The 18,219-nt window shown below is 74.3% G+C and carries 22 protein-coding genes; 19 read left to right on the forward strand and 3 right to left on the reverse strand.

The genetic code is table 11. The annotated features are described in order from the left end of the window. Nucleotides 1-54 precede the first annotated feature (54 nt). From H6H00_RS11170 to H6H00_RS11180, 3 genes are all read left to right on the forward strand, one after another. Nucleotides 55-390: a hypothetical protein gene (locus H6H00_RS11170; protein ID WP_185721214.1), complete on the forward strand. Its 336-nt coding sequence runs from the start codon at nt 55-57 to the stop codon at nt 388-390. Nucleotides 391-478: 88 nt separating this feature from the next. Beyond that, entirely contained in the window at nt 479-2,050 is a 1,572-nt protein-coding gene (locus tag H6H00_RS11175) for a 4-coumarate--CoA ligase family protein (protein WP_185721215.1), read from the forward strand. An 81-nt stretch (nt 2,051-2,131) separates the two neighbouring features. Further along, nucleotides 2,132-2,713 carry a DinB family protein gene (locus tag H6H00_RS11180; protein WP_255425697.1) on the forward strand — a complete coding sequence of 194 codons (582 nt, stop codon included), beginning with the start codon at nt 2,132-2,134 and terminating at the stop codon, nt 2,711-2,713. Between the two features lie 2 nt (nt 2,714-2,715). Here H6H00_RS11180 and H6H00_RS11185 read toward each other — a convergent pair whose 3' ends face one another. Next, complete coding sequence (locus H6H00_RS11185; RefSeq protein ID WP_255425698.1) at nt 2,716-3,084, reverse strand: hypothetical protein; 369 nt, start codon at nt 3,082-3,084, stop codon at nt 2,716-2,718. Between the two features lie 116 nt (nt 3,085-3,200). On the opposite strand from H6H00_RS11185, the gene H6H00_RS11190 reads away from it, so the two are divergent. Then, nucleotides 3,201-3,704, forward strand: coding sequence for a MarR family winged helix-turn-helix transcriptional regulator (locus H6H00_RS11190; RefSeq protein ID WP_185721216.1), 504 nt, complete (start codon nt 3,201-3,203; stop codon nt 3,702-3,704). Here the strand turns inward: H6H00_RS11190 and H6H00_RS11195 are convergent. Continuing rightward, complete coding sequence (locus H6H00_RS11195; protein WP_185721217.1) at nt 3,653-4,159, reverse strand: VOC family protein; 507 nt, start codon at nt 4,157-4,159, stop codon at nt 3,653-3,655. The genes H6H00_RS11190 and H6H00_RS11195 overlap by 52 nt on opposite strands. A 72-nt stretch (nt 4,160-4,231) precedes the next feature. Here H6H00_RS11195 and H6H00_RS11200 point away from each other — a divergent pair, with 72 nt between their 5' ends. The 15 genes from H6H00_RS11200 (at nt 4,232) to H6H00_RS11270 (ending at nt 17,270) form a co-directional block, all read left to right on the forward strand. Next, nucleotides 4,232-4,726: a MarR family winged helix-turn-helix transcriptional regulator gene (locus tag H6H00_RS11200; protein WP_255425699.1), complete on the forward strand. Its 495-nt coding sequence runs from the start codon at nt 4,232-4,234 to the stop codon at nt 4,724-4,726. Further along, entirely contained in the window at nt 4,723-5,466 is a 744-nt protein-coding gene (locus H6H00_RS11205) for a phosphoglyceromutase (protein WP_185721219.1), read from the forward strand. Before H6H00_RS11200 ends, H6H00_RS11205 begins: the two co-directional genes overlap by 4 nt. A 204-nt stretch (nt 5,467-5,670) precedes the next feature. Continuing rightward, entirely contained in the window at nt 5,671-6,867 is a 1,197-nt protein-coding gene (locus H6H00_RS11210; protein WP_304633104.1) for a sensor histidine kinase, read from the forward strand. Beyond that, complete coding sequence (locus H6H00_RS11215) at nt 6,864-7,568, forward strand: response regulator (RefSeq protein WP_185721221.1); 705 nt, start codon at nt 6,864-6,866, stop codon at nt 7,566-7,568. The genes H6H00_RS11210 and H6H00_RS11215 overlap by 4 nt, the downstream gene beginning before the upstream one ends. Before the next feature lie 63 nt (nt 7,569-7,631). Next, complete coding sequence (locus tag H6H00_RS11220; protein WP_255425700.1) at nt 7,632-9,344, forward strand: SulP family inorganic anion transporter; 1,713 nt, start codon at nt 7,632-7,634, stop codon at nt 9,342-9,344. A 28-nt stretch (nt 9,345-9,372) separates the two neighbouring features. Beyond that, nucleotides 9,373-9,699 carry an ArsR/SmtB family transcription factor gene (locus H6H00_RS11225; RefSeq protein WP_185721222.1) on the forward strand — a complete coding sequence of 109 codons (327 nt, stop codon included), beginning with the start codon at nt 9,373-9,375 and terminating at the stop codon, nt 9,697-9,699. Nucleotides 9,700-9,788: 89 nt separating this feature from the next. Then, nucleotides 9,789-10,814: a Ppx/GppA family phosphatase gene (locus H6H00_RS11230; RefSeq protein ID WP_185721223.1), complete on the forward strand. Its 1,026-nt coding sequence runs from the start codon at nt 9,789-9,791 to the stop codon at nt 10,812-10,814. Next, on the forward strand, nt 10,811-12,046 hold the full coding sequence (locus H6H00_RS11235) for an Rv0497 family membrane protein (RefSeq protein WP_185721224.1): 1,236 nt from the start codon (nt 10,811-10,813) through the stop codon (nt 12,044-12,046). The genes H6H00_RS11230 and H6H00_RS11235 overlap by 4 nt, the downstream gene beginning before the upstream one ends. Then, complete coding sequence (locus tag H6H00_RS11240; RefSeq protein WP_185721225.1) at nt 12,043-12,849, forward strand: sugar phosphate isomerase/epimerase family protein; 807 nt, start codon at nt 12,043-12,045, stop codon at nt 12,847-12,849. Before H6H00_RS11235 ends, H6H00_RS11240 begins: the two co-directional genes overlap by 4 nt. A 40-nt stretch (nt 12,850-12,889) precedes the next feature. Beyond that, nucleotides 12,890-13,711 (forward strand): thioesterase family protein, encoded by an 822-nt coding sequence (locus H6H00_RS11245; RefSeq protein WP_185721226.1) that lies wholly within the window; start codon nt 12,890-12,892, stop codon nt 13,709-13,711. Nucleotides 13,712-13,732: 21 nt separating this feature from the next. Beyond that, nucleotides 13,733-14,575, forward strand: coding sequence for a pyrroline-5-carboxylate reductase (gene proC / locus H6H00_RS11250; protein ID WP_185721227.1), 843 nt, complete (start codon nt 13,733-13,735; stop codon nt 14,573-14,575). A 105-nt stretch (nt 14,576-14,680) separates the two neighbouring features. Continuing rightward, complete coding sequence (locus tag H6H00_RS11255) at nt 14,681-14,884, forward strand: helix-turn-helix domain-containing protein (RefSeq protein WP_172157430.1); 204 nt, start codon at nt 14,681-14,683, stop codon at nt 14,882-14,884. A gap of 115 nt (nt 14,885-14,999) precedes the next feature. Further along, nucleotides 15,000-15,101, forward strand: coding sequence for a 30S ribosomal protein bS22 (locus H6H00_RS11260; RefSeq protein WP_010241351.1), 102 nt, complete (start codon nt 15,000-15,002; stop codon nt 15,099-15,101). 127 nt (nt 15,102-15,228) lie between these two features. After that, on the forward strand, nt 15,229-16,266 hold the full coding sequence (locus H6H00_RS11265; RefSeq protein ID WP_185721228.1) for an NAD-dependent epimerase/dehydratase family protein: 1,038 nt from the start codon (nt 15,229-15,231) through the stop codon (nt 16,264-16,266). 140 nt (nt 16,267-16,406) lie between these two features. Further along, entirely contained in the window at nt 16,407-17,270 is an 864-nt protein-coding gene (locus tag H6H00_RS11270) for a lysophospholipid acyltransferase family protein (RefSeq protein ID WP_379539777.1), read from the forward strand. Nucleotide 17,271: 1 nt separating this feature from the next. Here H6H00_RS11270 and H6H00_RS11275 read toward each other — a convergent pair whose 3' ends face one another. Continuing rightward, nucleotides 17,272-18,156 (reverse strand): HAD family hydrolase, encoded by an 885-nt coding sequence (locus H6H00_RS11275; protein ID WP_255425701.1) that lies wholly within the window; start codon nt 18,154-18,156, stop codon nt 17,272-17,274. Between the last annotated feature and the right edge of the window lie 63 nt (nt 18,157-18,219).

The following is an 18,219-nucleotide window of genomic DNA, read 5'->3' on the forward strand; positions in this document are numbered from 1 at the left end:
ACAGGGGAGGAGACGTCCGGGGGGACGTCGCGCGCGAGGACGGGAGCCAGGGCCGTGACCGACATGCACCAGCAGCAGCACCGGCCCGGCGTACCGCCGCAGCGCGGGCCCCGGGACCCCTACGGGCACCCGTCGCACCCGTTCCCGCAGGCCGCCCCGCCCGCGCAGACCCGCACCAGGACGGTCATCATCCCGCCGCGCGACGGCACGGCGATGACGGCGCTGCGGATCACCGCGTACGTCCTGACGTCGCTGGCCAGCCTGCTGTTCATCGCCGTGGTGATCTACGGGTACGTCCAGCTGGGGCGGGCCCAGTCCGCGCTCGAGCAGCTGGGCACCGGGTTCCCGTCGGTCGAGGCGCCCGCGGTCCCCGGTGCGGGTACCGGCTGAGGCACGCGATGGGCGTTCTGTCCGGGATCTAGAGTTGGGGCCGCCCGCCGGAGCAGGTCCGTCCGGGTGTGCCCGAGGGAGTGCAGCAATGCCCGTTCGCAGCCCGTACCCGGACGTCGAGATCCCCGAGATCTCGCTGTTCGACTTCCTGTTCACCGACTTCGGTGGCCGCGACGCCGAACCGGCCCTGATCGACGGCGGCTCGGGCGCCTCGATCTCCTTCGCCGAGCTCCGCGGGATGTCCGAGCGGATCGCGGCGGCGCTGGCCGAGCGCGGCATCACCAAGGGCGACGTCGTCGGCATCTTCTCGCCGAACACCCCGTACTACGCGGCGGTGTTCCACGGCATCCTGCGCGCGAACGCGATCGTCACCAGCGCCAACTCGCTCTACAGCCCCGGTGAGCTCGCCCACCAGCTCAGGGACTCCGGCGCGAAGCTGCTGTTCACCGCGTCGCCGTTCCTCGACCGTGCGGCCGCGGCCGTCGAGCAGGCCGGCCTGCCCGCCGACTCGATCATCGTGCTGGACGGCGCCGAGGGCTACCCCTCGCTGCGCGACCTGCTCGGCAGCACCGCCGAGGTGCCCGCCGCCGACGTCGCCGCGGGCGACACCGCGGTGCTCCCGTACTCCTCGGGCACCACGGGCCTGGCCAAGGGCGTCATCCTCACGCACCGCAACCTGGTCGCGAACCTGCTGCAGATCCAGCAGATGGGCACGGTCACCGGCGAGACGAGGATCCTCGCGGTCCTGCCGTTCTTCCACATCTACGGCATGACCGTGATGATGAACCAGGGCCTGCACGCGAACGCCACGGTGATCACGATGCCGAAGTTCGACCTGCCGGAGTTCCTGCGGATCATCTCCGAGTACCAGATCCAGCGCGTCTACATCGCGCCGCCGGTGGCCGTCGCGCTGGCCAAGCACCCGATCGTCGACCAGTACGACCTGTCCTGCATCGACATCATCTTCTCCGGCGCCGCCCCGCTCGACGCCGAGCTCGGGCACGCGATGGGCAAGCGCCTGGGCTGCACCGTGCTGCAGGGCTACGGGATGACGGAGCTCTCGCCCGTCAGCCACTGCATGCCCGACGACCGGGCCGACCTCGACCTCAACTCCTCGGGCTTCGCGCTGCCGAACATCGAGTGCAAGCTCGTCGACCCGGAGACCGGCGAGGAGGTCGGTCCGGGCGGGCGCGGCGAGCTGTGGGTCAAGGGCCCCAACGTGATGGTCGGCTACCTCAACAACCCCGAGGCCACCGCCGCCACGCTCGACGACGACGGCTACCTGCACACCGGCGACGTCGCCGAGGTCACCGAGGACGGCGTGTTCTCGATCGTCGACCGCGTCAAGGAGCTGATCAAGTACAAGGGCTACCAGGTGCCGCCCGCCGAGCTGGAGGCCCTGCTGCTGACCAACCCGAAGATCGCCGACGCCGCCGTCATCGGGGTGAAGGACGATGAGGGCGAGGAGGTCCCGAAGGCGTTCGTCGTGACGCAGCAGGGCACCGAGATCACCGTCGACGAGGTCATGTCCTTCGTCGCCGAGCGCATCGCCCCGCACAAGAAGGTGCGCGTGGTGGAGTTCATCGACGAGATCCCGAAGTCGGCCAGCGGCAAGATCCTGCGCAAGGACCTCCGCGCCCGGGAGAACGCCGGTTCCTGACGCCGGGGTCGGGGGCCGCCCGGTGGGCGGCCCCCCCCCCACCCGGTTGGCGCCGTGCGGCCCGGCGCCCAGGATGGCGTCGTGACCACGACCCGGCGAGCCGACATGTTCACCGACGACGGCAGGCCGTCCGACGACGACCCGCGCGAGCACCGGCCACGCGCCGGTGACGAGCGCACCACGCTGGTCGAGGCGCTGCGCGCCCAGCGCCTCACGCTGGAGCTGAAGTGCGCGGGCCTCGACGCCGAGGCGATGGCCCGGCGGTCGGTGCCCCCGTCGACGATGTCGCTGCTGGGGCTGGTGCGCCACCTCGCCGAGGTGGAGCGGCTGACGTTCCGGGTGCTGATGGCGGGCCGGGACGCGCCGCGGCTGTTCACCTCGGAGACCGACCGCGACGGCGACTTCGACGGGGCCGTGCCCGACCCCGGGGTCGTCGCCCGGGCGTGGGAGGCGTGGCGGGCCGAGGTCGACTTCGCCACGCGGTTCGTCGACGCGGCCCCCGGGCTCGACGTGACCGCCGACGACCCCGGCAACCTCCACGGGAGCGGCGGCGGGCCGATGTCGCTGCGCGAGGTGCTGGTCGAGATGATCACCGAGTACGCCCGGCACATGGGGCACGTCGACCTGCTGCGGGAGCGGATCGACGGGCGCGTCGGGCAGTAGGCCTAGCCGGACGGGCGGATCCGGGCGAGGACGTCCGCGCCCAGCACGACGTCGTGCGGCAGCCGCCGCAGCTCGTCCGCGTCGACCGGTGCGCCGTGGTGGCGCGCCACCTGCTGCAGGTGGGTCCAGTGGCCCGCGGCCATCTCCTCGGCGGTGCGGCCGCCGGTCGGCTCGTCCGGCCCCACCACCGCGCGCGTCGTCTCCCGCAGGCCCTCCGCCGAGGCCCCGGCCCACCGCTGGGTCGATCCCCAGCCGCGGTCGTCGAGCAGCAGCACCCGCCGGCCGTCGGGGAGCTCCAGCTCGTGCCGGGCCGACACCGTGATCGTGACGGCGGCGGGGTCGTCGACGTCGACGGAGGTCACCAGGCGCACGGGCCGCACGGTATCCGGGTCGGACCGGGGGCCGGCAGGGGTCGATCGGCGCAGCCGGACGGCCGGATCGCGCGGGCCGCGGGCGAGGGGGCCGGCGGGAGGCCTACAGTGGTTCGATGGCGCAGCAGGAGACCGCATGGTCGATGAACCTGGACGAGCAACTGTGCTTCTCGCTCTACGCCGCGTCCCGCGCGATGATCGGTTGCTACCGCCCCCAGCTCGACGCCGTCGGCATCACCTACCCGCAGTACCTGGTGATGCTCGTGCTGTGGGAGCGCGAGGAGGCCACGGTCACCTCGATCGGCTCGGCGCTGCAGCTGGAGACCGGCACGCTCTCGCCGCTGCTCAAGCGGCTGGAGGCGGCCGGGTTCGTCGCCCGGCGCCGCCAGGAGAGCGACGAGCGCTCGGTGCTGGTGTCGCTGACGCCGGCCGGTCGCGAGCTGCGCGAGCAGGTGCCCGACATCCAGCGCCGGGTCCGCCGGGCCACCGGGATGTCCCACGAGCACATCGCCGAGCTCCGGCGCACCCTCGACCAGCTGACCCGCCAGCTGCGCGCGGCCGACGGCGCTCAGCCGACGGGCACCGAGACGCCCACGCCGCCGCGGGTGTCGGCCCCGTAGCGGGCGATCTCCGCGTCGATGTCGAGCGCCTCCGTGCGGAGCGTCGCGTCGCCGTCGAGCAGGGCGGCGGGCACCAGCCAGCTCACCTCGAACTCGATGCCGTCGGGGTCGTGCGCGTAGAGCGCCTTGGTGCTGCCGTGGTCGGACGCGCCGACCAGCGCCCCGTTCCCGCGCAGCACGCCGGCGATGCGCCGCAGCTCACCGAGGGTGTCGACCTCCCAGGCCAGGTGGTAGAGCCCCACCGTGCTCCGGCCGGCGCCGGAGGCCCCCGCCTGCGTGCCGATGGCGAACAGGCCGAGGTCGTGGTCGTTGGTCGAGCCCTCCGCCTGCAGGAACGCGGCGCGGCCGGGGACGCCGGCGACGGTGCGGAAGCCGAGGGCGTCGTGGTAGAACGCGACGCTCGTCTCGAGGTCGCGGACGTAGAGGACGGCGTGGTTGAGGCGCTGGACGGGCATCGGATCTCCTTTTGTTGAACGCTCACAGATTAACACATGAAAGTTCAACTGTCTTCGGTTAGGCTGTGCGGCGTGACGGACGACAGGTGGCTCACCGACGACCAGCTCGACGCGTGGCTGACGTTCCAGGCGGCGTCCACGCTCCTGGACGCGGCGCTCGATCGCCAGCTCCAGCGCGACGCGGGGCTGCCGCACGCCTACTACCTGATCCTGGCGATGCTGTCCGACGTGCCCGGTCGCACGCTGCGGATGAGCGACCTGGCCGTCATGACGCAGAGCTCGCAGAGCCGGCTCTCGCACGCGGTGTCGCGGCTGGAGGGCAACGGCTGGGTCCGGCGCGTCCCGTGCCCCGACGACCGGCGCAGCACGCTCGCCCGGCTCACCGACGCCGGGTTCGACGTCCTCGCCGCGGCCGCCCCCGGCCACGTCGCCACGGTGCGCGCGCACGTGTTCGACCGGCTCACCGCCGAGCAGGTGGAGCAGCTCCGCGCGATCGGCCGCACGATCCTGGACGGGCTCGACGCACCGACCGTGTGCCCGGGGCAGGTGCCGCGGCTGGCAGAGTGATCGCCATGGGAACCCTGGTGCTGCTCCGTCACGGGCAGAGCGCGTGGAACGCCGAGAACCTCTTCACCGGCTGGGTGGACGTGCCGCTCACCGAGACCGGCGAGCAGGAGGCCCGCCGCGGCGGTGAGCTGCTGCGCGAGGCCGGGCTGCTGCCCGACGTCGTGCACACCTCGCTGATGCGCCGCGCGATCTCCACCGCGCACCTCGCGCTCGACGCGTGCGACCGGCACTGGATCCCGGTGAAGCGCGACTGGCGCCTCAACGAGCGCCACTACGGCGCGCTGCAGGGCAAGGACAAGAAGCAGACGCTCGCGGAGTTCGGCGAGGAGCAGTTCATGCTCTGGCGCCGTTCCTACGACACCCCGCCGCCGGAGATCGAGGTCGGCTCCGAGTTCGACCAGAGCGGCGACCCCCGCTACGCCGGCACGCCCGTCCCGCGCACCGAGTGCCTCAAGGACGTCGTGACGCGCTTCCTGCCCTACTGGGAGTCCGCGGTGGTGCCCGACCTGCGGGCCGGGAAGGTCGTGCTGCTGGCCGCGCACGGCAACTCGCTGCGCGCGCTCGTCAAGCACCTCGACGGCATCTCCGACGCCGACATCGCCGGGCTCAACATCCCCACCGGCATGCCGCTGCGCTACGACCTCGACGACGACCTGCGCCCGACGGTCCCCGGCGGCACCTACCTCGACCCGCAGGCGGCCGCCGACGCCGCGGCCGCGGTGGCCTCGCAGGGGCGCTGACCCCCGTCCCGCCGTTGCAGCAAGGCCACCTTCACGCCATCTCGTTGCGTGAAGGTGGCCTTGCTGCGATCGGGGGGCGAACGCCGGGCGGAATGAACGCGGTGTGAACGAGGGCCGAAATGTGCCGCTCCCGGACGTCACCGCGGTCACGACCGGCCCTCCGGACTGGCCAACGCGGCCGTCGGGCTGCCTACGATGCCGCCCGTGACCGCACTGCTGTGCGTGCTGATCGCGGCCGCCGCTCTCGTGCTCGGCGTCGTTGTCGGGATGCGTACCGGGCGTCGGCGGGTCGAGCCCGCCCCCGTCCCGGCCCCACCGACCCCCGGCCCGCCGATGGCCGACCTCCTGGAGCGCGTGTTCCGCTCCTCCGACGCCGGGCTCGCGGTCTTCACCCGCGCCGGTGACGTGGTGCTGCACAACGACCGCGCCGTCGAGCTGGGGCTGGTGCGCGGGGGCCTGCCGGACGCGCGGGCCTGGGCGGCGTGCCAGCGGGCGGAGAGCTCGGGGCAGCCCGCCACCGTCGACCTCTCCCCGCTCGACCACCGCGGCCGCCAGCCCGCGGCCGTCGTCGCCGACGTGCGCCCGCTCGGCGGCGGCTACACCGTCGCCGAGGCCTCCGACACCTCCGACGCGGTGCGGCTCGAGGCGACCCGTCGCGACTTCGTCGCCAACGTCAGCCACGAGCTCAAGACCCCCGTCGGCGCGGTCGGCCTGCTCGCCGAGGCGGTGCTGGACGCGGCGGACGACGCCGTCGAGGTCCGCCGGTTCGGCACGAAGATCCTCAACGAGGCCAACCGGCTCGGCGCGCTGGTCACCGAGCTGATCGCGCTGTCGCGGCTGACCGGGGCCGAGCGGCTGCCCGAGCTGTGCGTCGTCGACGTCGACGAGGTGGTGCGCGAGGCGATGGCCCGCAGCCGGCTGTCCGCCGAGGGCTCGCGCATCGACATCACCGTCGACCGGCCCACCGGCCTGGAGGTCGACGGCGACCGCACGCTGCTGGTCACCGCGCTGTCCAACCTCGTCGAGAACGCGATCGCGTACTCGCCGTCGGAGGCGTCGGTGTCGGTCTCGCGGCGGCGGGTCGGGGACTGGGTGGAGGTCTCGGTCACCGACCGCGGCATCGGCATCGCCCCCGAGCACCAGGCGCGCGTGTTCGAGCGCTTCTTCCGCGTCGACCCGGCGCGCTCGCGCGCGACCGGCGGCACCGGGCTGGGGCTCGCGATCGTCAAGCACGTGGTGGCCAACCACGGGGGCGAGGTGCGGCTGTGGAGCAGCCCCGGCACCGGGTCCACGTTCACGATGCGGCTGCCGGTCCACGTGGCGGAGCTCGACGACATCGACGACGACGACCCCGAGGGCGTCGCCCTGCAGGGGAGTCACGGACCGAGGAGGACAGGATGACCAGGGTTCTGATCGTCGAGGACGAGGAGTCCTTCGCCGACCCGCTCGCGTTCCTGCTGCGCAAGGAGGGCTTCACGACGGCCGTGGCCGCGACCGGCCAGGACGCGCTCGAGGAGTTCGACCGCAACGGCGCCGACATCGTGCTGCTCGACCTCATGCTCCCGGGCATGAGCGGCACCGACGTCTGCAAGGCGCTGCGCACCCGCTCCGCCGTCCCGGTGATCATGGTGACGGCCCGCGACAGCGAGATCGACAAGGTCGTGGGCCTGGAGCTGGGCGCCGACGACTACGTCACCAAGCCCTACTCGGCGCGCGAGCTGATCGCCCGCGTCCGCGCGGTGCTGCGCCGCGGCGGCGAGGGCGGCGCGGAGCTGGACGGATCCGGAGGCTGGAGCAGCGGTGCGGTGCTGGAGGCCGGGCCGGTGCGGATGGACGTCGAGCGGCACGTCGTCTCGGTGGGAGGTGCCGACGTGGCGCTCCCGCTCAAGGAGTTCGACCTGCTGGAGTACCTGCTGCGCAACGTCGGCCGGGTGCTCACCCGCGGCCAGCTCATCGACCGGGTCTGGGGGGCCGACTACGTCGGCGACACGAAGACCCTCGACGTGCACGTCAAGCGGTTGCGCAGCAAGGTCGAGGCCGACCCGGGCGCCCCGAAGCACCTGGTCACCGTGCGGGGGCTCGGCTACAAGTTCGAGGGGTAGCCGGTGAGCAGGGTCTCCCCATGAAGTGTTCGACACTTGCAAATGTTGTGAAATGCTCAGCCGATGGTGGCGATCGGTCGGGGCGGGGGGCGCCCGACCGCGCCCGGGGCGCGGTTCGGGATGCGGCGGCTGCTGCCCGCCGCCGAGGACCTGCGGGCGATGGGGCGGTCCCCGCGGCGTGACCTGACCGCGGGGCTCACCGTCGCCGTCGTCGCGCTGCCGCTGGCGCTGGGCTTCGGCGTCTCCTCGGGCCTCGGCGCGGCGGCCGGTCTGGCCACCGCCGTCGTCGCGGGGGTGCTCGCCGCGCTCTTCGGCGGATCGGCGACCCAGGTCTCCGGGCCCACCGGGGCCATGACGGTCGTGATCGTGCCGATCGTCGCGGTCCACGGGCCGTCCGGGGTGCTGACCGTCGGCCTGATGGCCGGGCTGATCCTGCTGGCGATGGCCGTGCTGGGCGTCGGGCGCCTGATGCGCTACGTGCCGGCCTCGGTGGTCGAGGGGTTCACGTTCGGCATCGCGTGCGTCATCGCGCTGCAGCAGTTCCCGCTGGCCCTGGGCGTCCACGCGGACGGGGAGCGGGTGCTCGCCGTCGCCGGGAACGCCGTGGCCGCCTTCGTCGCGACCCCGCACTGGCCCGAGATCGGCGTGGCCGCCGCGGTCGCCGCGCTCGCGCTGGTGGGGGCGCGCCTGCGCCCGGGCGTGCCGTTCTCGCTGGTCGGCGTCGTGCTGGCCACGGTGGTCGCGCTGGTCGCGCCCCTGGACCTCCGGCTGATCGGGGCGCTGCCCGCCGGGCTGCCGGCGCCGTCGCTGGCCTTCCTCGACCCGTCGACGCTCGGCGCGCTGCTGCCCGCCGCGGCCGCGGTGGCCGCGCTGGCCGCGCTGGAGTCGCTGCTCTCGGCCCAGGTGGCCGACGGGCTGTCGGTCGGGGACCGGCACGACCCCGACCGGGAGCTCGTCGGCCAGGGGCTGGCCAACCTCGTCGCCCCGCTGTTCGGCGGGGTGCCCGCCACGGGGGCGATCGCGCGGACCGCGGTGAACGTGCGGGCCGGCGCGACCTCCCGGCTGGCCGCGCTGAGCCACGCCGTTCTGCTGGCCGGGGTCGTCTACCTCGCGGCGTGGACGGTGGCGCTGGTGCCGGTCGCGGCGCTGGCCGGTGTCCTGCTGGCCACGGCCGTCCGGATGGTCGACGTGCGCAGCCTCTGGTCGATGGCCCGCGCGACCCGCGCCGACGCGGCGGTGCTCGTGCTCACCGCGGTCGCCACCGTCGCCGTCGACCTGATCTGGGCGATCGGGATCGGTCTGCTGACCGCGGGCGTGCTCGCCCTGCGCGCGGTCGCCCGGCAGGCGCGGCTGGAGCAGGTCGGCCTCGCCGACGACCTGCCCCCCGGCGACGCCGAGCGCGAGCACGCCCTGCTGGCCCAGCACATCGTGGCGTTCCGCCTCGACGGCCCGCTGTTCTTCGCCGCGGCCCACCGGTTCCTGGTCGAGCTGCCCGGCATCGTCGACGTGGCGGTGGTGATCCTGCGCCTGTCGCACGTCACGACGGTCGACGCGAGCGGGGCGCTGGCGCTGCGGGACGCGATCGCCGCGCTCGAGCGCCGGGGGGTCGTCGTCTACGTCTCCGGTGTCCGCGACGGCCACCACCGCCCCTTCGACGCCCTCGACGTCCTCACCCGGCTGCGGGCGGAGGGACGGGTCTTCGGCACGACCCCGCAGGCCATCGCCGCGGCGCGGCAGCGGCTGCAGGCCGACGGGGTGCTGGCCGGACCGGCATGATGGGGCCGGTGAAGGGGGTCGACGCGAGATGAGCAGGCCGCTCTACCAGCTCAAGGCCGAGTTCTTCAAGACCCTCGGCCACCCGGTGCGGATCCGCGTGCTGGAGCTGCTCAGCGTGCGCGAGCACGCGGTGTCGGAGCTGCTCGCCGAGATCGGGGTCGAGCCCAGCAGCCTGTCGCAGCAGCTGGCCGTGCTGCGCCGGGCCGGTCTCGTCGTCACGCGCAAGGAGGGGTCGGCGGTGCACTACGCGCTGACCAGCGACGAGGTCGCCGATCTGCTCGCGGTGGCCCGCTCGATCCTCACCGGCGTGCTCTCCGGACAGGTCGAGCTGCTGGCCGACCTGCGGGGCAGCTGAGACCGGTTCGTCACGCCCCGTAGCCGTTGAATCCGCAGTGTGACGGGTTCGGTCACGGCGGCGTCACGGAGTGGCGGTAGCGTGGGGTCGTGCGCCTGGGTGTGCTCGACGTCGGTTCCAACACCGTCCATCTGCTCGTGGTGGACGCGCATCGCGGTGGGCACCCGACGCCGATGACGTCGGAGAAGGACGAGCTGCGCCTCGCCGAGAACCTCGACCCCTCCGGTGCGCTGACGAAGGCCGGGGCCGACCGGCTGGTCCGCACCGTCGCGAAGGCCGGGGCCGCGGCGCAGGAGGCGGGCTGCACCGACCTGCTCGCGTTCGCCACCTCCGCCCTGCGCGACGCCACCAACTCCGCGGCCGTGCTCGCCAGGGTCCGCGACGAGACCGGCGTCGGCCTGCAGGTCCTGCCCGGTGACGACGAGGCGCGCTACACCTTCCTCGCCGTCCGCCGCTGGTACGGCTGGTCGGCGGGGCGGCTGCTGGTGCTCGACATCGGCGGCGGGTCGCTCGAGCTCGCGGCCGGTCGCGACGAGCACCCGGCGGTGGCCGCGTCGCTGCCGCTCGGGGCCGGGCGGCTCACGCGCGAGTGGTTCCGGTCCGACCCGCCCTCGCGCCGCGAGATCGACGCCCTGCGCGCCCACCTCGACGCCGAGCTCGCCCCCGTCGCCCGGCGGATGAGGCGGGCCGGTGCACCGGACCTCGCGGTCGGCACGTCGAAGACCTTCCGCTCGCTGGCCCGGCTCACCGGGGCGGCGCCGTCGAGCGCAGGGCCGCGGGCGCGGCGCCTGCTCACCGACGTCGGGCTGCGCCAGCTCGCCGCGTTCATCACCCGCATGTCGGCGGGCGACCTCGCCGAGCTGGAGGGCGTGAGCCCCAGCCGGGCCCACCAGCTCGTGGCGGGCGCGCTGGTCGCCGAGGCCGCGATGCGGGCCCTGCAGATCACGCAGCTGGAGATCTGCCCGTGGGCCCTGCGGGAGGGCGTCATCCTCCGTCGGCTCGACACGCTGGAGGCGTCGACCCGCCCGCCCTCGGCACAGACCGACCGCTCGGCGCAGGACGCGCCGAACGGACTTGGACGCTTGACGTCGTACGAGGCACGGTGTACTGGATGAGTTCCGAGACCGACCACCCCCGTCAGCGCACCGTCGCCGAGCTGCTCGCCGAGCACGGCAACGGCGGCCCGTCCGGGCGTCGTCGACGCCGCCGGGAGAGCGACGAGCCCGACGAGGGTGCCCCGCCCGGTGCGCAGGCGCCGGTCGTCACGCGGGACCCGGTCGCCCCGTTCGCGCCGCCGGACCGGTCGGTCCTGCGCGACCCCGTCCCGCCCGCGCGCACCGCCGGACCCGACGAGCGCCGCCCGGCGGCCTCCGCGCCGCCGCAGCAGGTCCAGCCGCAGCAGGTCTCGCCCGCGCAGGCCTCGGCGGCCCCGGTCCAGCAGCCGCAGCGCCGGCCGGTCCCGCCGCCCCCCGTCGCGGCTCCGGCACCGGTCCAGGCGCCCGAGGGCCCGGCGCCCGCCGCGGCCCGTCCCGCCGTCGCGCCGCCCGCGGTGCAGGCCCCACCGGTCGCGCCGCCCGCCCGGCAGACGCCGCCCGTCGCGCCGCCGGCGGCCGACCGGCCCCAGGTCGACCGGCCCCAGGGCGACCAGCAGGGCCCTGCGGCCCCGGAGCGCGACCGCCCCACCGACGTGATGCCGCGCTACCGCGACGACCCGCCGGAGGCCGAGGACCTCTTCACCCGGCCGATCCCGCAGCAGAAGGCCGCACCCGTCGATCCGGGGTCCGTCGATCCGGCGTCCGCCGATCCGGCGTCCGCCGATCCGGCGTCCGCCGAGGACGACGGGGACGCCGGTCCGTCGACGATGATCGGCATGGCCCCCGCAGGGGCCGAGTCGTGGCACCGGGCCCGCACCGAGGACGCCGTGCGCGACGGGGTCGGGGTCGACGACGGCCCGCCCCTGCCCGTGGGCCCCGTCGACGCCGACGAGGGACCGGCCGGGCTCGGCGCGGTCGACCTGGAGAAGCGGGGCGACGGCCCGCCCCCGCGCGAGCGCCGCCTCGGCCGCGGTTCCGCGGCGAAGGACGCCGCCGCCCCCACGTGGGCGGCGGTGATGGGGCAGTGGATCGCCGGGGCGCTCGGCGGCGCGGTGCTGTGGGTGCTGTTCCGGTTCCTGTGGCGCAACCTGCCCGTCGTCGCGCTGGCGTCCGCGGTGCTGGTCACCGTCGGGCTCGTGGTGATCGTCCGCGCGCTGCTGCACAACGACGACCGCCGCACCACGATCTTCGCGGTCCTGGTGGGGCTCCTGCTCACCGTGTCGCCCGCGATCCTGGTACTCATGGGCAGATGAGGCCCTCGCCGCCGGTCGCCCTGTCCACGGCATCGGTCTACCCGGAGCCGGTCGCGGCGGGTTTCGAGGTGGCCGCGGAGCTGGGCTACGACGGCGTCGAGCTGATGGTCTGGTCCGACCCGGTGAGCCAGGACGTCGCCGCGGTCGACCGGCTCGCCGAGCGCCACGGCGTGCCGGTGCTGGCGGTGCACGCCCCCTGCCTCGCCGTGACGCAGCGGGTCTGGGGCGCTGACCCGATCGTCCGCATCCGCCGGTCCGTCGACGCCGCGGCGAAGCTGGGCGCGTCCACCGTCGTCCTGCACCCGCCGTTCCGCTGGCAGCGCCGCTACGCCGCGCAGTTCGCCGGCGAGGTGGCCCGGGCCGGGGAGTACAGCGGCATCGCGCTGGCGGTCGAGAACATGTTCCCGGTGCAGCGCGGCCCGGTCCGCGCCGTGCCGTACAGCCCCGGCTTCGACCCCACCGAGGTCGGCCACGCGCACTACACGCTCGACCTGTCGCACACCGCCGCCGCGGGCTCCGACGCGCTCGCCATGCTCGACCGCATGGGCGAGCGCCTCACCCACCTGCACCTCACCGACGGCAGCGGCGCGCCCCGCGACGAGCACCTGGTGCCCGGACGCGGCACGCAGCCGTGCGCGGAGGTGTGCGAGCGGCTCACGGCGTCCGGGTTCTCCGGCGTCGTGGTGCTCGAGGTGAGCACGCGCCGCTGCCGCACCCGCTACGAGCGCACGGCGCTGCTGGCCGAGTCGCTGCTGTTCGCGCGCCTGCACCTGCAGGCCGCCCCCAATCCCGCGTTGCCCTGATCACACCGGCCGGGCCGCGGGTGCGTGGTAGAGCTAGCGCATGACGACAGGTACCGAGACGGCGCCGTTCCGCCGTGCCATCGGCATCGAGGACCTCGGCGACGGCCGGTTCACCGCGGAGCTCGGGCAGCACTGGACGGTCGGCCCCAAGGCGCACGGCGGGCTGCTGCTGGTGCTGCTCACCCGTGCCGGGCTGGCCCGGCTCGCCGCCGACGCGCCCGGCGCGGCCCCCGACCCGCTGGCGATCGCCGCCGACTTCCTGCGCGCGCCGGATCCCGGCCCCGTCGAGATGACGACGGAGGTGCTCAAGCTGGGCCGCACGGCGTCGGTGGTGCAGGTGCGGATGACCCAGGGCGGGAAGGCGATGCTCGCGGCCACCGTCACCGGCGGGGTGCTGCCCGCCGACGAGCCGCAGTACGCGGAGCTGCCGGAGATGGCGGCCGAGCCCCCGGCCGACGCGTTCGACCCCGGTTCGGCGGAGACCGTGTTCGGCCTGTCGACGTCGTGCGACCTGCGCTTCGACGTGTCCTCCACGGCGTTCATGCGCCGGGCGCAGGCGGCGCCGGTGGTGCGCGGCTGGACCCGCCCGCGCGACGAGCCCACCGACGTCCTCTACGCCCTGATGGCGGGCGACATCCTCCCGCCGACCGTGTTCAACGTCGGCGGCCGCTTCGGCTGGGCACCCACCGTCCAGCTGACGGCCCTGCTGCGCGCCAAGCCCGCCCCGGGCTGGCTGCGGGTGGAGTCGCGGTCGCGGACCGTCGCGGGCACCTGGTTCGACGAGGACGCCACCGTCGTCGACGCCGCGGGCCGGCTGGTCTGCCAGGCCCGGCAGCTGGCGCTGGCGCCGCTGCCCCGGTAGGGCGGGCTACCGTCTCCTCCCATGACACGGATCGCGGTGCTCGGGGCGGGGAAGATCGGCGAGGCGCTGCTGGCGGGCCTGCTGGCGGCAGGACGGGCGCCCGGGGACCTGGTGTTCACCGAGCGGCACCCGGAGCGCGCGGCGGAGCTGTCCGGGCGTCTGGGCGTCGCCGCGGTGGACGTCGCGGCGGCCGCGGCGCACGCCGAGATCGTCGTCATCGCCGTCAAGCCGCAGGACATCGTGCCGGTGCTCACCGAGCTGGCCGCGGAGATCCGTCCGGGAGCGCTCGTGGTGTCGCTGTGCGCGGGCATCCCGCTGGCCGTCATCGAGGGCGGGCTGCCCGCCGGGACCGCCGCGGTGCGGGTCATGCCGAACACGCCGATGCTGGTCGGGGAGGCGATGAGCGCGGTGTCCGGCGGCGCCCACAGCACCGACGAGCAGCTCGCCGCCGTCGAGAAGATGCTCGGGTCCGTCGGTCGGGTCGTGCGGGTGCCGGAGGGGCAGCAGGACGCCGTGACCGCGTTGTCCGGGTCGGGCCCCGCGTACTTCTTCTACCTGGTCGAGGCCATGATCGACGCCGGGATCCTGCTCGGGCTGCCGCGCGCGGTCGCGGCCGACCTGATCGTGCAGTCGGCGTACGGGGCCGCGGTGATGCTCCGCGAGTCCGACGACCACCCGGTGATCCTGCGCGAGGCCGTGACCTCCCCGGCGGGCACCACGATCGCCGCCGTCCGGGAGCTGGAGAAGCACGGCGTGCGGGCCGCGCTGATCGACGCGATCGAGGCGGCGCGCGATCGATCGGTCGAACTGGGTCGCGCGGCGGCAGGCCGGGTGACCCGATCGGACGACCCCGCGTCACCCTGACGCGAGGCTGTATCCCACACACGTGTGGCGATGCGTGTCACAGCAGTCACAGGGGGAAAGCTAAGCTCACGCGATACACCAGTGCCGACGAAAGCGGTGAGCGGGATGGCATCCGAACAGCACGGGTTCGCCCAGGTGCAGTTCCTGACCGTGGCCGAGGTCGCGGCGACCATGCGGGTCTCGAAGATGACCGTGTACCGCCTCGTGCACTCCGGCGAACTACCGGCGGCGCGGGTCGGCCGCTCTTTCCGCGTGCCCAAGCCCGCGGTCGAGGACTACCTCCGCAACGCGTACTTCGACGCGGGCTGATACCCCGCCGGAGTGCCCCGGTAAGGTGGGACCGACGCATCGCCCACCCGCCGGCGCTCACCGCGCCGCGGGATCGGGCCGTGGTTCCACCAGCAGACCAGGAAGGCACCCCAGCATGGGTTCAGTCATCAAGAAGCGCCGCAAGCGGATGTCGAAGAAGAAGCACCGCAAGCTTCTCCGCAAGACCCGCGTGCAGCGTCGCAAGCTCGGCAAGTGAGGCGCGCCGGCGGGTGACCGCCGGCCCCCTCCCCGCGGGTGTCGGTGACCACGACCCGGCCCCGCGGTGGGTGCGCAGGGTCTAGCATCGGCCACTCACCGCATCGTTCGTTCTTCGGAGTAGGCCCGTGACGCCATCTGTCGTGCTCGTCACGGGGGTCAGCCGCTTCCTGGGCGGGCACCTCGCCGCCCGGCTCGCCGCCAACCCCGACATCGACCGCGTCCTGGGGGTCGACACCGTCCCCCCGCCGCGCGACCTGCTCCGCCGGATGGGGCGCGCCGAGTTCGTCCGCGCCGACATCCGGAACCCGCTCATCTCCAAGGTCATCGAGCACGCCGAGGTCGACACCGTCGTGCACGCGTCGCTGTCGGCCAACCCGGGATCCTCCGGGGGGCGCGCCACGATGAAGGAGATGAACGTCATCGGGACGATGCAGCTCCTCGCCGCGTGCCAGAAGGCGCCGACGATCAAGCGGATGGTGCTCAAGTCCACCACCGCGGTCTACGGGTCGAGCCCCCGCGACCCGGCGCTGTTCGACGAGACCACCACGCCCAAGGACCTGCCGTCGGGCGGGTACGCGAAGGACGCCGTCGAGATCGAGGGCTACCTGCGCGGCTTCGGCCGGCGCCGCCCCGACGTGTCGGTCACCGTCCTGCGGTTCTCCAACTTCATCGGCCCGCGCATCGACACGGTGCTCACGCGCTACTTCGCGCTGCCGGTCATCCCGACGGTCCTCGGCTACGACGCCCGGGTGCAGCTCCTGCACGAGGAGGACGCCCTCGCCGTGCTGGAGCGCGCCACGAGCCACGACATCCCCGGTGTCTACAACGTCGCCGCCGACGGCGTGCTGCTGCTCTCGCAGGCCATCCGCCGCGCCGGGCGCGTCCCGCTGCCGGTGCCCAGCGGCGCCGTCGGGCCGGTGAGCCGGATCTTCCGCGGCGCGCGGCTCGTCGACTTCTCCCCGGAGCAGATGCGCTTCCTCAACTTCGGCCGGGTCGTCGACACCGGCAGGCTGCGCCGCCAGTTCGGCTTCACCCCGCGCTGGACCACGACCCAGGCGTTCGACGACTACGTGCGCGGCCGCGCACTGCGCCCGGTCATCTCCACCGACCAGATCGAGACGGTCGAGCGCGGCCTGCTCGCCGCCGCCCGGAGCCTCCGGTGACGCACGCCGACGCGAGGAGGACCGCCGTGTCCGACGCCCACGTCATCCCGCTGCACGCCGACCGGACGGGCGCCCGCACCCGCTGGCGCCTCGGCGCCGGTGGGCAGCCCGTCCCGCCGCCGGAGCCGGAGCCCTCGCCGCTGCTGCAGCCGGAGCCCGACGCCGTCGCCGACGAGCCGCTGGTCGAGGCGCTGGCCTTCCTGCGCAGGCGCCTGGCGGGCGACTACACCGTCGACGACTTCGGCTTCGACGCCGAGCTCACCGACCACGTCCTGCTGCCCGCCCTGCGCCCGCTCTACGAGCGCTGGTTCCGCGTCGAGACCATCGGCATGCACCACGTGCCCGACACCGGTGGCGCGCTGATCGTCGCCAACCACTCCGGGACGATCCCGCTCGACGCGCTGATGGCGGCCGTCGCCCTGCACGACGACCACCCCGCCCAGCGGCACCTGCGGATGCTCGGCGCCGACCTCATGTTCCAGCTGCCGGTGCTCGGCTCGCTGGCCCGCAAGCAGGGCAGTACGCTCGCGTGCTCGCCCGACGCCGAGCGCCTCATGTCCTCCGGCGAGCTCGTCGGGGTGTGGCCGGAGGGGTTCAAGGGCATCGGGAAGCCGTTCCGCGACCGCTACAAGCTGCAGCGCTTCGGCCGCGGCGGCTTCGTCTCCGCGGCGCTGCGCACCGGTGTGCCGATCATCCCGTGCTCGATCGTCGGCGCCGAGGAGACCTATCCCAAGCTCGGCGACATCAAGGCGCTCGCCCGCCTGTTCGGCGCCCCGTACTTCCCGGTGACGCCGATGTTCCCGCACCTCGGGCCGCTGGGGCTGATCCCGCTGCCGTCGAAGTGGTACATCGAGTTCGGCGAGCCGATCTGCACCGAGGGGCTGGGGGCGTCGGAGGCCGACGACCCGATGCTGGTGTTCAACCTGACCGACCAGGTCCGCGAGACCATCCAGCACACGCTCTACCGGCTGCTGTCCCAGCGCCGCAACGCCTTCCTGGGGTAGGTCAGCGCCTCCGCACGGCCATCCCGGCCGCGGCGACCGCCGCCGCCCCCAGCATCGACGGCACGCCGATCCGGGCCGCCTTGCGGCCGGTGCGGAAGTCGCGGATCTGCCAGCCGCGCTCCCGGGCGACGTCGCGCAGGCCGGAGTCGGGGTTGACGGCCACCGCGGTGCCGACGGCCGAGAGCATCGGCACGTCGTTGACGGAGTCGGAGTAGGCGGTGCAGCGGCGCAGGTCCAGCCCCTCGCCTGCGGCCAGCGCGCGGACGGCGTGGCCCTTCGCCGGCCCGTGCAGGATCTCGCCGACCAGCCGCCCGGTGTAGACGCCGTCGACGCTCTCCGCGACGGTGCCGAGCGCACCGGTGAGCCCGAGCCGGCGCGCGATGATCAGCGCCAGCTCGACGGGGGTGGCGGTGACCAGCCAGACGCGCTGGCCCGCGTCGAGGTGCATCTGGGCCAGCGCCCGGGTGCCCGCCCAGATCCGGTCGGCCATCAGCTCGTCGTAGATCTCCTCGCCGAGCTCGGTGATCTCGTCGACGCCGCGGCCGGCGACGAAGGTGAGCGCGGTGTCGCGCCCGGTCGTCGTGGAGTACGTGCTCTCCCGGCCCCCGACGCGGAACTTCACCTGCTGCCAGGCGAACCCGGCGAGGTCGGAGGTGGTGAAGAACTTGCGCGCGGCCAGCCCGCGGGCGAAGTGGAAGATCGACGCGCCGACCATCATCGTGTTGTCGACGTCGAAGAACGCCGCCGCGGTGAGGTCGGTGAGCGGCACGTCGCCGGGGCCGCTGTCGCCCGCGGCCACCGCGGCCGCGGCGGACGCCTCGCCGGCGCGGACCGCCGGATCCAGCGCCGTCGACACGTCGATGGCGGGCTGGGCGTCGCCTGTCACCTGCGCTCCTCGGATACGTCGGCTCGTCGGATGCCTCCACCCTAACGAGCAGGACCGCCGCGG

Origin of the sequence: Pseudonocardia petroleophila, assembly GCF_014235185.1 — a bacterium.
Lineage (GTDB): Bacteria > Actinomycetota > Actinomycetes > Mycobacteriales > Pseudonocardiaceae > Pseudonocardia > Pseudonocardia petroleophila.

Excerpts from the sequence above, each read along its gene's own strand:
- H6H00_RS11215 (WP_185721221.1), top strand. The coding sequence starts at position 6,864 with ATGACCAGGGTTCTGATCGTCGAGGACGAGGAGTCCTTCGCCGACCCG.
- H6H00_RS11255 (WP_172157430.1), top strand. The coding sequence starts at position 14,681 with ATGGCATCCGAACAGCACGGGTTCGCCCAGGTGCAGTTCCTGACCGTG.
- H6H00_RS11175 (WP_185721215.1), top strand. The coding sequence starts at position 479 with ATGCCCGTTCGCAGCCCGTACCCGGACGTCGAGATCCCCGAGATCTCG.
- proC (WP_185721227.1), top strand. The coding sequence starts at position 13,733 with ATGACACGGATCGCGGTGCTCGGGGCGGGGAAGATCGGCGAGGCGCTG.
- H6H00_RS11190 (WP_185721216.1), top strand. The coding sequence starts at position 3,201 with ATGGCGCAGCAGGAGACCGCATGGTCGATGAACCTGGACGAGCAACTG.
- H6H00_RS11225 (WP_185721222.1), top strand. The coding sequence starts at position 9,373 with ATGAGCAGGCCGCTCTACCAGCTCAAGGCCGAGTTCTTCAAGACCCTC.
- H6H00_RS11260 (WP_010241351.1), top strand. The coding sequence starts at position 15,000 with ATGGGTTCAGTCATCAAGAAGCGCCGCAAGCGGATGTCGAAGAAGAAG.
- H6H00_RS11195 (WP_185721217.1), bottom strand. The coding sequence starts at position 4,159 with ATGCCCGTCCAGCGCCTCAACCACGCCGTCCTCTACGTCCGCGACCTC.
- H6H00_RS11245 (WP_185721226.1), top strand. The coding sequence starts at position 12,890 with ATGACGACAGGTACCGAGACGGCGCCGTTCCGCCGTGCCATCGGCATC.
- H6H00_RS11240 (WP_185721225.1), top strand. The coding sequence starts at position 12,043 with ATGAGGCCCTCGCCGCCGGTCGCCCTGTCCACGGCATCGGTCTACCCG.
- H6H00_RS11235 (WP_185721224.1), top strand. The coding sequence starts at position 10,811 with ATGAGTTCCGAGACCGACCACCCCCGTCAGCGCACCGTCGCCGAGCTG.
- H6H00_RS11220 (WP_255425700.1), top strand. The coding sequence starts at position 7,632 with ATGGTGGCGATCGGTCGGGGCGGGGGGCGCCCGACCGCGCCCGGGGCG.